The organism is Microbispora sp. NPDC046973 (genome assembly GCF_040644495.1).
Classification (GTDB): Bacteria; Actinomycetota; Actinomycetes; order Streptosporangiales; family Streptosporangiaceae; genus Microbispora.
Genome location: NZ_JBEYWQ010000038.1, coordinates 22239 through 36423, shown reverse-complemented (window position 1 = coordinate 36423; position 14185 = coordinate 22239). Strand labels below are relative to the sequence as shown.

General features: G+C 69.8%; 15 protein-coding genes and 1 pseudogene. 3 read left to right on the top strand and 13 right to left on the bottom strand.

Annotated features, from left to right (window positions below; all coding sequences use genetic code 11):
* Positions 1-4 precede the first annotated feature (4 nt).
* The 7 genes and pseudogenes from ABZ860_RS38000 to ABZ860_RS37970 form a co-directional block, all read right to left on the bottom strand.
* Positions 5-973: an ABC transporter permease subunit gene (locus tag ABZ860_RS38000; protein WP_357230063.1), complete on the bottom strand. Its 969-nt coding sequence runs from the start codon at positions 971-973 to the stop codon at positions 5-7.
* Positions 974-1026: 53 nt separating this feature from the next.
* Complete coding sequence (locus ABZ860_RS37995; protein WP_357230061.1) at positions 1027-2580, bottom strand: extracellular solute-binding protein; 1554 nt, start codon at positions 2578-2580, stop codon at positions 1027-1029.
* Positions 2577-3194, bottom strand: coding sequence for a DUF624 domain-containing protein (locus tag ABZ860_RS37990; RefSeq protein ID WP_357230059.1), 618 nt, complete (start codon positions 3192-3194; stop codon positions 2577-2579). Before ABZ860_RS37990 ends, ABZ860_RS37995 begins: the two co-directional genes overlap by 4 nt.
* 479 nt (positions 3195-3673) lie before the next feature.
* A complete protein-coding gene (locus ABZ860_RS37985; protein ID WP_357230057.1) occupies positions 3674-4462 on the bottom strand; it encodes a class I SAM-dependent methyltransferase in 789 nt (262 codons plus the stop codon).
* 35 nt (positions 4463-4497) lie between these two features.
* Complete coding sequence (locus ABZ860_RS37980; protein WP_357230055.1) at positions 4498-5349, bottom strand: SRPBCC family protein; 852 nt, start codon at positions 5347-5349, stop codon at positions 4498-4500.
* Positions 5342-5911 (bottom strand): helix-turn-helix domain-containing protein, encoded by a 570-nt coding sequence (locus ABZ860_RS37975; protein WP_357230053.1) that lies wholly within the window; start codon positions 5909-5911, stop codon positions 5342-5344. Before ABZ860_RS37975 ends, ABZ860_RS37980 begins: the two co-directional genes overlap by 8 nt.
* Positions 5912-5991: 80 nt before the next feature.
* Positions 5992-6132 (bottom strand): annotated as a pseudogene (locus tag ABZ860_RS37970) (tetratricopeptide repeat protein); the annotation flags it as partial.
* 110 nt (positions 6133-6242) lie between these two features.
* Here ABZ860_RS37970 and ABZ860_RS37965 point away from each other — a divergent pair.
* Positions 6243-6848: a recombinase family protein gene (locus ABZ860_RS37965; protein ID WP_357230052.1), complete on the top strand. Its 606-nt coding sequence runs from the start codon at positions 6243-6245 to the stop codon at positions 6846-6848.
* 89 nt (positions 6849-6937) lie between these two features.
* On the opposite strand, the gene ABZ860_RS37960 is transcribed toward ABZ860_RS37965, so the two are convergent.
* From ABZ860_RS37960 to ABZ860_RS37950, 3 genes are all read right to left on the bottom strand, one after another.
* Positions 6938-7177: a LuxR C-terminal-related transcriptional regulator gene (locus tag ABZ860_RS37960; RefSeq protein ID WP_357230050.1), complete on the bottom strand. Its 240-nt coding sequence runs from the start codon at positions 7175-7177 to the stop codon at positions 6938-6940.
* Positions 7178-7376: 199 nt separating this feature from the next.
* On the bottom strand, positions 7377-7847 hold the full coding sequence (locus tag ABZ860_RS37955; RefSeq protein WP_357230048.1) for a hypothetical protein: 471 nt from the start codon (positions 7845-7847) through the stop codon (positions 7377-7379).
* 111 nt (positions 7848-7958) lie between these two features.
* Positions 7959-8438 (bottom strand): hypothetical protein, encoded by a 480-nt coding sequence (locus ABZ860_RS37950; protein ID WP_357230046.1) that lies wholly within the window; start codon positions 8436-8438, stop codon positions 7959-7961.
* Positions 8439-8548: 110 nt separating this feature from the next.
* Between ABZ860_RS37950 and ABZ860_RS37945 the strand changes: the two genes are divergently transcribed.
* Positions 8549-10000 (top strand): PLP-dependent aminotransferase family protein, encoded by a 1452-nt coding sequence (locus tag ABZ860_RS37945; protein ID WP_357230044.1) that lies wholly within the window; start codon positions 8549-8551, stop codon positions 9998-10000.
* Positions 10001-10009: 9 nt separating this feature from the next.
* Here ABZ860_RS37945 and ABZ860_RS37940 read toward each other — a convergent pair whose 3' ends face one another.
* Positions 10010-11383, bottom strand: a complete 1374-nt coding sequence (locus ABZ860_RS37940; protein ID WP_357230042.1) for an FAD-dependent oxidoreductase — start codon at positions 11381-11383, stop codon at positions 10010-10012.
* A gap of 684 nt (positions 11384-12067) precedes the next feature.
* Here ABZ860_RS37940 and ABZ860_RS37935 point away from each other — a divergent pair.
* Positions 12068-13006, top strand: a complete 939-nt coding sequence (locus tag ABZ860_RS37935; RefSeq protein ID WP_357230041.1) for a cyclase family protein — start codon at positions 12068-12070, stop codon at positions 13004-13006.
* A gap of 106 nt (positions 13007-13112) precedes the next feature.
* On the opposite strand, the gene ABZ860_RS37930 is transcribed toward ABZ860_RS37935, so the two are convergent.
* Positions 13113-13865, bottom strand: a complete 753-nt coding sequence (locus ABZ860_RS37930; protein ID WP_357230039.1) for an SDR family NAD(P)-dependent oxidoreductase — start codon at positions 13863-13865, stop codon at positions 13113-13115.
* Entirely contained in the window at positions 13862-14179 is a 318-nt protein-coding gene (locus tag ABZ860_RS37925) for a hypothetical protein (RefSeq protein ID WP_357230037.1), read from the bottom strand. The genes ABZ860_RS37930 and ABZ860_RS37925 overlap by 4 nt, the downstream gene beginning before the upstream one ends.
* Between the last annotated feature and the right edge of the window lie 6 nt (positions 14180-14185).

Here is a 14185-nt window from a genome sequence, read left to right as displayed (position 1 = left end):
CTCCTCAGAACAGTCCGCGCTGGCCGAGGCGCTTGGCCAGCCAGTTGCAGCCGAAGATCAGCAGGACGCCCGCGACTCCCTTGAACAGGCCCACGGCCGTGGCGTAGCTGTAGCCGCCCTGCGTGATGCCGATGTAGTAGACGTAGGTGTCGAACACGTCGGCCACCGAGCGGTTCAGCGAGTTGGTCATGAGCCAGATCTGCTCGAAGCTGTTGTCCAGCAGGTGGCCCGAGGTGAGGATGGCCATGACGACGATGGTGGGCCGGATCGCCGGCAGCGTGACGTGCCAGAACTGCCGCCACCGCCCGGCGCCGTCGATGCGGGCGGCCTCGTACAGGTCGGAGTTCACACCCGCGAGCGCCGCCAGGTAGATGATCGTGCCCCAGCCGGTCGACTTCCACAGTGTCTGCATCACGATGATGGGCCGGAACCACTCGGCCTGGGCGACATAGTCGACCTTGGCACCGCCGGCGACGCCGTACACGAAGTTCGCGATCACCCCGTAGTCCACCGAGAACAGCAGGTAGGTCAGGGACGCGACGATCGTCCAGGACAGGAAGTGCGGGATGTAGATCAGGGACTGGACCGCGCGCTTGAGCACGCTCAGCCGCAGCTCGTTCAGCATCAGCGCCACGACGATGGGCGCAGGGAAGGCGAACACGATCGTCAGGAACGCGAGGATCAGCGTGTTGCCGAGCAGGCGGCCGAAGTCGGGCCCGGTGAACAGCTCCTCGAAGTGCTTGACGCCCACCCATTCGCTGCCGCCGTACCCGAGGAACGGGACGAAGTCCTGGAAGGCGATGGCCAGGCCGCGCATCGGCAGGTACTTGAAGATCGCGAAGTACGCGAGGCCGGGCAGGAGCATCAGGTAGAGCCAGCGGTAGCGCAGCAGCGCGGCGCGCGGCGACAGCCTCTCGCGGCGCGCCCGGGTGGGGGCCGCCTTCACGGGAGGCGGCGCCAGGTCGGTGGCCACAGCGGCCTCCTTTCGTGGCAGGGGCCCGGGACGCCGCCCCGGGCCCCTCGCGATCAGTTGCCGCCCTTGGCGATCAGGTCCTGGAACTCGGTCACCACCTGGCTGCCTCCGCCGTCGTACCAGCGCTTGATCTCCGCCTTGAGCTGCTCCTCGGTGATCTCACCCGCCAGGTACTTGACCCGGGCGTCGGTGACGACCGGGTTGAGCGTCGCGCCCTTGGCCGTCAGGGTGGGGGAGACGTAGGGGAGGGTCGGGTCGTGCACGGCCGTCTGCAGGTCGAGCGCCTCCAGTTCCTTGCGCAGCTTCAGATTGTCCTGCTCCGCCCTGCTCGCCGGCTTCAGCTCGTAGGCGTCGCCGCCCACGCCCACGCTGGCGGTCGTGCCCAGCTGGATGAAGGCCCAGTCGACGTCGTTGTTGATGGTCTTGACGGCGGGGTCGTCCTCGTTGATCCGTACGGCGTAGCCGCCCTCGACTTCGAAGTTGCGCCCCTCGATGCCGTTGGTGAGCAGGATCGCGCCCTGTTTGGACGCCAGCCGGTCGAGGACCTTGAGCACGTCGTCGAGCTGCGCCTCGGTCCTGATGTTCTGCTTGGAGATGGCGATGACGCCGTTGTAGCCGGTGAAGGGCAGGGAGAACTTCTTCCCGTCGGGACGCGAGAGGTTGCCGGTCATCGCCAGCATCTCCGTGTAGTGCTCGGGGTCCTTCTCCTTGAGCAGGCCGTACAGCTGGGTGGCCCGGACGTTGACGTCGATGATGATGCCGCCCTTGCCCTGCACGAACGGGTCGTTCCACTTGCCGGCGTCGAGGGTGGCGAAATCGGGGTTGACCAGTCCCTCGTCGACCATCTTCTTGAGGTAGCGGTTGGCCTCGAAGAACTCCGGGGTGTCGAACTCGGGGACGAGCTTGCCGCCGCGCTCGCCGAAGCCGTTCGGTGCGCCGAACCATACGTCGACGGCGTTGTACGGGTTTGCCGAGTTGAACACCGGGGTCGGCCACTTCGGGATGATGAGGCCGTAGGTGTCCTTCTTGCCGTCGCCGTCGGGATCCTTCTCGGTGAAGGCCTTGGCGACGGCGTAGAGGTCGTCGGTGGTCTTGGGCAGGTCCAGGCCGAGCTTGTCGAGCCAGTCCTTGCGCAGCAGCACGGCCGAGCGGAGCAGCGGACGGACCCGGTAGACGCCGAAGTTCCTGCCGTTGGTCGAGGAGTTGAGCCTGGTCTGCTCGTTCCTGGGCTTCAGGTTGGGATACTTGTCCAGCTTGTCGGTGAGGTCCCAGAACGCACCGGCCTCGGCGGCCTTGACGAAGGACGGGGTCTTCTGGTCCTGGATCACCATGACGTCCGGGATCCTGTCCGAGGCCAGCGTGACGTTGGTCTTGTCGCCATACTCCGCGTTGGGCACCCATGTGACCTTGAGCTTCTTGCCGGCCAGCTTCTCGACGGCCTTCTGCATCTCGCCGTCGGGAGCGGGAGCCGTGCCGAAGAGCGGGGCCATCACGGTCAGCTCGTTGTCGCTCGGACCCTGCTCGCCCCCGGAGGAGCAGGCGGAGGCGACAAGGGCGGTCGTCATCGCCAACACACCGGCGAGCAGCCGGTGGGGGGTGGTTTTCATATGGTGCCTTTCGGATGCAGGCGGGCCTCGTTCTCCGCGAAGAAGCGCAGGCAGAGCCAGGTGTTCAGCTGGATCCAGCCGCCCACGGCGACCGTGAGCGCCAGGATCGGGAAGGACGAGACCGCGACCACCGCCGCCGCCAGGCAGAACAGCAGCAGGACCGAGGCGGCGGGGCGGGTGAGTGCGAACAGCGAGGCCTTGGGCAGGCAGGCGAGGGGCCGCAGATCGTAGTGCGCGTACATCGGCAGCAGGTAGGCGGCCACGACGACCAGCGCGACCAGCGCCGCGTAGGTCGTCAACCGGAGCGCCGCCGCTCCCGATGCCGTGAAGTACAGGTAGTCGCCGGCCAGCACGACGCCGGCCGCCAGCAGTGGAAGCACCAGGAGCGAGCCGCGAGCGAACTCCCTGCGGTAGACCGCCGCGAAAGCCGACCGGACATGAAACGATTCACCCATGGCGTGCCGTCTCGCCACGGCATACGCCGCGACCGTGGCCGGGCCGATGCCCAGGAGCACGCCGCCGAGCAGGGTGAACGCGATCCAGAGGAGATTCAGCCGAACCGCCCACAGCAGCTCGTCGCAGAGCAGATAGATCCTGATCGACCAGCCGGTCATCGCGTGCCGATGCCCCGATTGGGGATTTCTGCGCGGGTGTGAGGTTTCACGGGAGTTCCTGCCTGCGACGCGAAAGCGGGTGAAGGCCGATCGGTTCGTGCGAGCGGAAGAGCCGGTGCCGTCAACAGCGTCGACGGCGCGATATCCCGGATTTAAACGTTTTTCCCCCAACTGCACAAGACCCAACATGCTCGCGGAATCCGGAATGACCGGCAAATGACCGCAATAAGGAAGAAACTGACACGTAACTCGCCACCTGCTACGGCGCGACAGAAGAACGTTTCACGCGACGACGGTCACGCCTGCTCCCAAGGCGTGGCGTCCGCCGTTCCATCCCCGCGCCCGCGCGTGCGTACGGCCGATCGGCGCCGCGTCGAGCGCCGTCCCCGGCCTGTCGCGAGGCGGGGGCATCCAGGTGCGCGCTGGTGATCCCGGCGAGCGCGCCCACCTGCGCGGCCGCCCGAAGGCGAAGCGGGAGCCTACGCGGGCCGGCGGGCGAGGGTGAGCATGTGCCCGCTGACGCCGAGAAGTGACGGCACGCGTTCCAGCGTGCGCTGGGCGTCGAGCATGAGCCTGCGGCGTCCGGGGTCGTCGAGCCAGTCGTTCACGTCGCCGTACAGCCAGAAGGCGCCCTCCAGGCCGTACCGCTCGGCGTCGGGGAGCCCCGCGTCGGCGAACTCCCCGGGCACCTCGTCGGGATCGTGCAGGTAGGCGGAGAAACCCTGCACGGGACCCAGCAGGACGCCGTCCGCCATGGCCTTGCGCGCGGCCAGGCGGTGTGGTTCCTGCTCGTAGACCCCCAGGTAGACCATGTCGTGCACGGCCGCGTAGCGGTTGATGGTGGCGGCGGCCACCAGCCCTCCGGGGCGCACCACGCGGCGCGCCTCGGTCAGGGCGGTGACCCGGTCGGCGCGGTCGGCCAGGTGGTAGAGCGGGCCCAGCAGCAGGACCGCGTCCGCGCTCGCGTCCGGCAGGGGCAGATCGCGTGCGTCGCCCTGCCGGGCCGTCACACCCGGCAGGGCCGCGGCACGCTCGACGTGGAGCGGGATCGGGTCCAGCAGTTCGACCTCGTAGCCGTCGGCGACCAGCCATTCGGCGTGCACTCCGGTGCCGCCACCGACGTCGAGCACCCGGGCGGGCGGTGACGGCAGTGTCCGGCGCAGCACGTCCTGCGTCCGCCACAGCTCCAGACGACCCCGGCCCGTACGGAGCCTGCCGTCCTCCTTGCCCTGCTCGTAGTAGGCGAGCACTTCCCGGGTCACCGTCATGACCGATCACACTCCGCCTGGTCGTGGGTGCGGGGTTAGGCAGCCGGCTCGGCGGGGAGCCAGATCCGGTGGCCGCCGGGCACCTCATGGTAACGGCGCAGCGCGGCCAGACCGCTGAGCCATCCGGTCCAGGCGGCGTACGGCGGGTTGCCGGTGTCGAAGCCGCTCTGGACGAACGTCAGGCGGGTCTTGCCGCCGCTGTCCTCCAGCTCCCAGGTGACGACGCCCCCCGGTCCCCAGTCGGCCGACATGGTCTTGCCGGGGACCAGGTCGATGATCTTCGCGGGGTGCGGATCGGCGTCCAGGCCCCCCATGGCGAAGCGCCCGCCGACGTACGGCTCGATGCCGATGGGGTAGCCGAACCAGTCGCTCGCCTTGTCCGAGTCGACCAGGGAGTCGTACACCTGCTCGACCGGCGCCTCGACGACCATCTCCCCGCGGAAGTCGGCCGAGGTGTAGTCGGGCTGGGGGCCGATCTCGCGCCCCTCGACGTAGTCGGCCAGGTTGGACAGCGCCAGCGACCAGAAGGTCTGCAGCACGCCCCGGATGCTCGCCCCGGTGATGACGTCCTGGAAGTCGAAGTGGCTCTGCGACAGGGTCAGGACGGTCGCGTCCGGGGCCTCCTCCGCCAGCGTGATCTCGGTGGTCGTCTCCACGCCGTCCAGCAGCCAGGCGAAGCGCAGCGTGTGGTCGTCGGCGTGCAGCGGACGCTGGTGGGGGGCGTCGCCCTCGGGGGTGCGGCGGCCCCAGAACGCGTAGCTGCCGGGCAGGTCGGCCTCGGCGTGCTCGGCCAGCCACACCCGCATCGCGGCGGGGTCGGTCAGCGCGTGGCGCACCTCCTTCAGCGGAGCCACCAGGCGGACGCGGACGATCATCGGTTCACTCACGGTCGTCTCCCTGCGGATAGTGGGGATAGCACGCCACGGCGAGCTTGAAGGCGTCGCCTTCGCCGCCGCCGTAGCGGGTGAACAGGTCCTGCAGCGCGGTGCGCAGGTCGGCCAGGAACTCCTGGCGTCGTTCCGGGGGCACGCGCACCTCGCCCGACACGCCGATGGACGGCAGCTCCGGCGCGGTCCGGTCGAGGGCGGCGATGTCGGCCTGCACCTCTTCCATGAGGTCGAGCAGGTAGCCCAGGCTGAGCTCGTCCTGCCGCCGGCGCAGCCCGCCGATGCGGCCCACAAGGCCCGGCGACAGCCAGTAGGAGCGGGCGCTCGCCTGGTAGATGCCTTCGGTGATGCCGCGCACCCGCCGCTCGGAGACCTGGTCGACCAGGCCCGCCTCCACCAGGCGTTTGACGTGGTAGTAGACCCGCTGCGGCGTCTGGTCGAGCGCCGCCGCCACCTCGGTGCACGTGCGCGGCACCGCCAGTTGCCGCAGCACCTCGATGCGCTGCGGTTTGAGCAGTGCCTCGGCCTGCTCGATCTGCTCCAGGTACAGGACGTCTCTCATCGCAAAAACAATGTTGTACGTAAAAACTCTCTTTGTCAATCGCTCTTGGAAGGGGGAGAGGGTCATCGGACGGGGGTCGGCTAGCCGCAGTCGGAGGCGCGGGCCAGGAACAGGGCCCGCTCCCGCTCGTCGCCGGTCAGGGACGCCGCCCGTTCGAACTCCCGCCGGGCCTCGTCCGTACGGCCCAGCCGGGCCAGCAGGTCACCGCGTACGGCGGGCAGCTGAGGGCAGCCGCGCAGGGCCGAGCCGATCCTGGACGAAGAGCGCGACCTCATCGCCGGGAAAGGGACGCCACGCGACTCGGCTTCGCGCCGGAGGAGACCTGTTTCGGATGAGTCAGCGGTTCCTTGTGGAGGCCCACGCCTGTCCGAGGGCCGTCCTGTACCACACCGCCCGCTTCCGGCTCGTGCCCGCGCTCGCCAAGTCGCGCACTGCGGCGACCCCGCCCGTCCGCAAGCCGGGCACGCTCTGGATCGAACTGCCGCGCCCGGCCACGGCGGGCGCCGAACCGGCGGGGCACGTGCGCATCGGGTACGCCCGCGCCTCCATCGTCCGTCAGCCCCTGGACACCCGGCTCGACGCACTCCAGGCCGCCCGCGTCTTGTCCGAGGAGATCCCCACCCGCCCCGAACTCGACAAGGTCGTCGCCCTGGCCCGCGAGCTCCGATCGGCAAGCGTCGCGGTCATGCTCGTGGTGCACGAGCACAGACGGCTCGGCCGCGACCTCGACCTGGCCGCCCTGGCCGAGCAGCTGCACGCCGCCGGCATCGGCCTGGAGTTCCTCACCGCCGAACTGCAGGGCTCCCACGACCCCTCCGGCGTGGTGTTCACCGTGCTCGCCGCCCTCTCAGAGATGGAGCGCGAGTACATCCGCGACCGCACCCCTGGAAGGCCACGTACTTGCCTCACAAGCATCCAGGGGGCTTCAGAAATGTGAGGCATGTCAGGTGCCCTACCTCGTTACTGGCGGCCGCGCGCCTCACTCGGTGAGGCCGGGTGGCTCCTGGTAGGGCGTTCTGGTGTCGGCTACAGGCGGGTGTCGCCCAGGCCGGCGGCGCGGGCGCGGGTGATGGCCTCGGCGCGGGAGGCCGCGTTGAGCTTGGCGAGGATCGGGGAGATGTAGTTGCGCACGGTCTTGGCGCTCAGTCCCGACCGCTCGGCGATGGCGGGATTGGTGTAGCCGGCCGCCATGAGATGCAAGATGTCGTGCTCCCGTGTGGTGAGCTCGGGGAAAAGCTGCCGGCTTGGCCCGGGTGTGGAGGCCAAATCCCGCCACCAGAACCGGGGCAGCCTCGGCCGCTACGTCCGTTTGGGCGAGGAGACCTCCGCCGCGTCACCGCCGAGCATGACCCCGCAGCACGACGACGCAAACGCTGACGTTCAGGCGAGACACCCGGACTACGCGGTGTGTTTCTGGCGTACTCGGTCGTACCTCATCGGGACCGGCACGCCGTACGGCCGGCGGTCAGGTGAACGTGAGCGTCATGGTGTCGCCGTGGCCGGACCAGTTCAATGTCAGGCGCCAGCAGCCCGCCCGGGGCAGGTTGACCGACGACGGCCCGGCGCCGCCGCTGATCTCGCGGCTGACCGAGGTCGTCGTACCATCCAGGCGGGCTTCGATCGTCAGCGGCTGCATCGGCTGCTGCGGCAGCCGCGAGACCCACAGGATCTTGTTGGCGTCGTCCGGATCGGCCGACGCCTTCGGCGGGTACTCGAACAGCACGGCGATCATGTCGCCGCGCTCGCTGAACACGTGGGGGACGCCGGATCCGTCGCCGCTGAAGCCCGCTCTCGCCCAGATCGGAAGCGCCTCGCGGCTGACAGCGGATCCACAGGAGACGGACGGCCGTGCGGCCTCGGGCGCCTGACCGCCCGCCGAGCAGCCCGCGGCCATGACGAGTGCCGCCAGGGCCGAGAGGCCACGTCCGATCGCCACGCTGACCTCCACGGTGTAGGGACCCCATTGTCCGCCGCCGCGTGAAAGCAGACCAGCGGCAGCACGAAGGGCACGCCCGAGGCCCGGTAGGCATCCACCGCACGCCGCGTGTCACAGCTGCGTGCCGTTATCAGCCAGTGCGACCCCGTCGCCGCGGGTGGCATTGGAACAGGGACACACCTGATGCGCCACCCGTACCAGGTCGGCAGCCTGGGCGGGCTCGGCGATCGACGGCAGACGGACGTTCAGCTCCACGCCCGGCTTGAAGCCGTCGTTGCCCGTGGGGATGAGCATGACCTTCGAGTCGATCGCCACGTCGTCGGCGAGTAGTCGCTTGCGCTGAGCCACCAGGGCCAGAGAGGTGGCGAAGCGACCGGGCGCTCCCGCCGTGGGATCGGCCGCGCCGGCGAAGGCTAACGATCTCGAGCGGAAGCTGGTCATCGAGGGCAACCGGGCATGGAAGGCCAGCGCGACCGTGCGGCAAGAATGGGTGGCCGCCCTGCCGGCCCGCGTCACCGCGCCCAAGCCGGTGCTGGCCTGGGTCGCCCGGCAACTGCTGCGGATGCCGGAACCGTTGCGGGACAAGCTCACCGGCGCCCGGCACACCGCTGTGTGGGCGAAGCCGGCCGGCAACATCGATAGCCGATCGAGCAGGCGGTCGCTTGGCTGGAATTGGTACAGCGCAGGTAAGGTCCGATTCTGTGGACCGTTTGGGGACCAATTCGAGGCTGGCCGAGGACTTGCTCATCGAACTGGACCGTGACGCCGGGGTGTCACTGCACCGGCAGATCGAGGCGTCGATCCGCGCGAGCATCCGGGCCGGTCGGTTGCGAGCGGGTGCGTCGCTGCCGCCCAGCCGCACCCTCGCGGCCGGGCTCGGGGTTTCCCGCGGGGTGGTCGTGGAGGCCTACCAGCAGCTCGTGGCCGAGGGCTACCTTGCCAGCCGATCGGGCGGATACACCCGGGTCGCCGCGTCGATGCCGCCGGCCGCCGCCGGCGCGGGCTCCGCGGCTTCGATGGCGCAGCCGGCCGCGAGCAGTGCCGGTCTCAGGGCTGGCTTCAGGGTTGACTTCGGGTATGGGCGCACCGACGTGTCGCAGTTCCCGCGGGCCGCCTGGCTGCGTTCGGTTCGTACCGTGCTCACCACCGCACCCAACGACCGGTTCGTCTACCTCGACGGGCGCGGCGTGCTGGAACTGCGCCAGGCCCTGTGCGACTACCTCAACCGGGTACGCGGCACGCTGGCCGTCCCCGGCAACGTGGTCATCTGCAACGGCTACGGACAGGGCGTCTCACTGCTGATCCAGGTGCTCGCGCGGCGCGGCGCCAGGCGGATCGCCCTGGAGGACCCCTCGTCCGACGACGATGCCCGGGTGCTGGCCGGGGCCGCGGGACTGGAGGTGGTCGGCATCCCGGTGGGTCCGGACGGCGTTCGGGTCGACGCCCTGGACGTGGCCGACGCCGACGCGCTGGTCCTCACGCCGTCGCACCAGTGGCCAACCGGCGGGGTGCTGTCGGCGGCGGCCAGGGCCGAAGTGATCCGCTGGGCCAGGCGCCGCGGCGCGATCGTAGTCGAGGACGACTACGACGCGGAGTACCGCTACGACCGCTCTCCGGTGGGCGCCATGCAGGGCCTGGCGCCCGATCACGTCGTCTACTGCGGTACGGCCAGCAAGACGCTCGCGCCGGGGTTGCGGCTGGGCTGGATGGTAGTGCCTCCCCGGCTGGTCGCTGACGTCGCCGCGGCGAAGCTGCTCGCCGACCGCGGTTCGTCGGTCATCGACCAGCTGACGTTCGCCGACTTTCTCGGCCGCGGCGAGTTCGACCGTCACCTGCGCCGGATGCGTCCGGTGTACCGGCGCCGTCGCGACGCGCTGCTGGACGCGCTACGCACCCGTTTGCCGGAGCTGCGACCGGCCGGGATCGCCGCCGGGCAGCACGTGGTCGCCTGGCTCCCGCCCGACCTCGACGAGGCGGCGGTGGTGGAGGCAGCCGCCCGGCATGGGCTCGGCATCCAGGGCGTCGGGCCGTTCCGGATCGCCGGCGCCGGGCCCGGTGGCCTGATCTTCGGCTACGCCATCCTCAGCGAGAGCGCCATCGCCGAGGGAGTCGCGCTGCTGGCGACGGCCATCCGGGAGGTACGGGGATCCTGACGCGGCCCGTCACAGTGCCGGACGAATGTTCTGGGCCGGACGAATGTTCTGGTTCAGATGGAACACGTTCGCCGGGTCGTAGGCGGTCTTCACCGCAATCAGCCGGGCCAGCTTCGCGGCCGAGTACGCCCGCCGCACGCCGCGCTGCCCATCGGCCAGTTCGTCGGCCGTCAACGAGTTGACGTAGATCCCGCTGGCGTACGGCTCAAGCGAGGCGCCGGCGGCGCGGGCGGCACTCATCCTGGCGTCGTCCTCGGCCGGGTCGGTCCAGCGAGAGCCGGCACCGAACTCGAACATCGTGCCGCGGTGGCTGAACGCCGCGTCTGCTTCCGGGACATCGGCGATCGCGCCGCCGTGCGCCTGCAGGCCGACGCTCGGCAGGTGCAGGCTCGCGCTCAGGTCGGAGCCACCGCGCAGCAAGAACGCCTCGATCGCCGCGGTGGGAAAGCTCCGCAGGTAGTGCCCCTTGGCATAGCGGCGGTAGGCGTGGCCGCCGGTGGAATCCTCGCGTTGCTGAAGTTCGAGGTAGGACGGTGTGGTGACGCGGGAGGCAACGGGGCGCCCGAGCGCCCGCATCGCGGGCAGCAGCCGGCGGCCCTCGGCCGGGTCGCCGACCCACACGAACCCCAGCGTGGCGATCGGGCCGGCGGGAGCGCTGCCGACACTGGCGGTGAACGTCGCCTGCCGGGGCGCGACGGCGTTCAGGTCGCGCCAGCCTTCGATGACCGGGACGGCGTCCTCGGCGCGGAAGTCGAACTCGGCGACCAGCGTCCGCGTGCCGGTGTGATGCAACTGGAACTCGAACTCGGTCACGATGCCGAAGTTGCCACCACCGCCGCGCAGGCCCCAGAACAGGTCGGGGTTGTCGGTACGGCTCGCGGTCACCACGTCGCCCTCGGCGGTGACCACCGTGTAAGAGACGACGTTGTCGCAGGCCAGGCCGTACTGGCGAGCCAGCCAGCCCATGCCGCCGCCGAGCGTGAGCCCGCCGACGCCGGTGTGTGAGACGTTGCCGGCGGTGGTGGCCATGCCGTACGCCTGGGTCGCCCGGTCCAGCGCGCCCAGCAGCGCGCCGCCCTGCACCCAGGCCCGGCGACGGGCCGGGTCGACCCGCACGCCGCCCATGGGCGTCAGGTCGATCATGAGACCACCGTCGGGCACGGCGAAGCCGGCGGCGTTGTGGCCACCGCAGCGCACGCCGATCTCGAGGTCCAGTTCGCGGGCCAGCCGCACGGCGGCGACCACGTCGGCGACGCCCGCCGCGCGCACGATCATGCGTGGACGCCGGTCGATCATGGCGTTCCAGACGGTACGGGCGGTGTCGTAGCCGGCGTCGCCAGGCGTGAGTACCTGGCCGTCGAAGCGGGTTGCTGTCGTTGTCATGCCCTTCAGCCTGACAGGAATCGGTACCCTCGGTAAGGTCCGATCTTGTAAGCCAATTGAGGACCAATTCAGGGGCCGGCCGAGGATCTGCTCATCGACTTCGCACCGGGAATCCGCCGGGTCTGCGTGCCCAGGGCGCTGGGCACGGCGGGGACCGCGGCCGCCCGAACACCAGGCCCTGGTCCAGACGCCGTGGCCAGGGCAGTATCCAGACTTGCCACAAAATGTCCAGTCTGATGCCCAGCAAAGACCAGACGTGATTCTGAAACCTCGATTGCCAACGCCTTCGCACGCCGCTCCGCCGTCATCGCCGGCAGGGCCATCAGGCACCTCACCCGATCAGCCACGCTTGAGTGGGCCGGCCGCGGCGTGCGGGTCAACGCGGTCGTTACCGGCGCGGCACTGCCGATCGACGGCGGAGCTGGCCGGGCTGGTCGCGCAGTACCTGCCCGCGGGTGCGGCGATGGCCGTGATGGCGGTGGCATCGCTCGCCGTCACCGCGATGCTCAACCCGGCCCTGCGCCTGTCGAACGGGACCCCGCCGCCCAGACCACAACCGGCCACTGCGCGAGCAGTGGCCGAACGCCCCTTAACCGACGCTGAGAAACAACAATGAGAGGAATCACCGTGCACTCGAACCGCGTGACCGGAGGAGCCGATGCTGGGACGACGGCAGGGCGGCCGATGCCCACACAGGACGACGTGCTCGGGTACTTCGACACGCTGTCGAACTGGGGACGGTGGGGCGACGACGACGAGCTCGGCACTCTGAACCACATCACCGACGACGTCCGGCTGGCGGCGGCGCGGGCCGTGCGCCACGGCAGGAGCGTGTCGTGCGCGTGGGAGGTTGCCGTGCCGGAGGAGATGGAGCGGTCGACGACGGCGTGCCCGTGCTTCGCCGACATGCCGGGTGCCGAGAACATGCCGCTGCCCGGATTCCGCAACGACCGGCACTGGGGCTATTCGTCCGAGCGGCTCGGCATCACGTTCCACGGCAACACCGTCACCCACGTCGACTCGCCGTGCCACATCTTCTGGGACGGCACGATGTACAACGGGCGGTCGCACTCGCTGGTCGACGCCGCAACGGGATCGGCGTGGGCGGCCGTCACGGCGGCGGCGAACGGCATCATCACGCGTGGCGTCCTGCTGGACATCGCGAAGGTCCGCGATGTGCCGTGGTTGGAACCGGGGCAGGGCGTGTATCCCGACGATCTCGAGGAGGCCGAGCGTCGCCAGGGTGTGCGGGTGCGATCCGGCGATGCGGTACTCCTACGGACCGGCTATGGCCGCGTCCGGCACGAGGCCGGTGCGGCCGGCGGTTTCACGCAGGCCGGCTGGCACGCCTCCTGCCTGCCGTGGCTGCAGGAACGGCAGGTCGCGCTGATCGGCGCTGACACCCCCCAGGACGTTCAGCCATCGGGGTACGAAGACATGGCGATGCCGGTTCACACCGTGGGCCTCGTCGCGATGGGTCTGTGGCTGCTCGACAACTGCGACCTGGAGTCGTGCGCGACGACGGCCGCCGAGCTCGGCCAGTGGGACTTCCAGCTCGCAGTCGCGCCGGTCCGCTTCGCCGGTACGTCCGGCAGCCCGGTCAACCCGATCGCCACATTCTGACCCCGGTTCACGAGGGGGTGCGACGCCATGAAGAACCCGGCCCCGCACCTGGAACGCCCCTTTCTGTGGTCTTCGGCGCGCGGCCTGCCTGCCTGTGGGTCGGGTCTCATGCTCGCCTCCCGCCGTCGACGGACAGCGTGGTGCCGGTGACGTAGGAGGCCTCGTCAGAGCTCAGCCAGATCGCAGCGTCGGCGATCTCCTCCGGCGTCGCCAGGCGTCCGAGCGGCGTGATGGCTTCCTGCTCGGCGATCATGTCGGTGCCCTGGGCTACCTGGTCGGACATCGCCGTGCGGGTGATCGCGGGTGCGACAGCGTTCACACGGATCCCGTGCGGCGCGTAGTCGACAGCCGCGACCTTGGTGAGCCCGACGACGCCGTGCTTGCTGGCGACGTAAGCCGGGGCATGCGGTATGGCGTAGAGGCCACCGTTGGACGCGATGTTCACGATCGCGCCGCCGCCCGTCCGGAGCAGCTCGGGGATCTCGTGCTTGAGCGAGAAGAACGTGCCGGTGAGGTTGATCCGCATCACTCGCTCCCACGCGTTCGCCGTCATGGCCGTCAGGTCCTGGCCCGTGGAGGGGACCGCAGCGTTGTTCACCGCGACGTCGAGTCGACCGAACCTTTCCACGACCGAAGCCACCGCGCGCCGGACGGAGTCCTCGTCGGCGACGTCCACTTGGACCGCGGTCGCCGTCCCACCGGCCCCGCTGATCGCGTCGGCCGTTTCCTCTGCCGTGCTCTCGTCCAGGTCGAGGACCGCGACTGCCGCGCCACGGCGGCCGAGACCGGACGCGATGGCGCGTCCGATACCGCTCCCGGCACCCGTGACGAGGCCGACTTTCCCGGTGAAGTCGGTCATGCCAGCACCTCGTGGTTCACCCACGCCACCTTGTAGGGGTGGTCGGCCTTCCACTTGTGGATCACGTTGATCGCCCCTGGAGCCGCGAACAACGTCGCCAGATCGTCCGGGGACTCGACGCCGAACTGCAGGACCGCGGTCGCGATGAACGCCGGGATCGCTTCCTCGCCGACGACGGGAATGTGGTGCTGCGCAGAGAAGCGGCGCACCACGCCGGTGTCCTTCATGGATTTTTCGATATCAGCCAGGAATTGATCGAGATCTGGGTCGGAGATCTGACCTTCAAAGGAAACGAGCATCGTGTGCATGAACATGCTGCA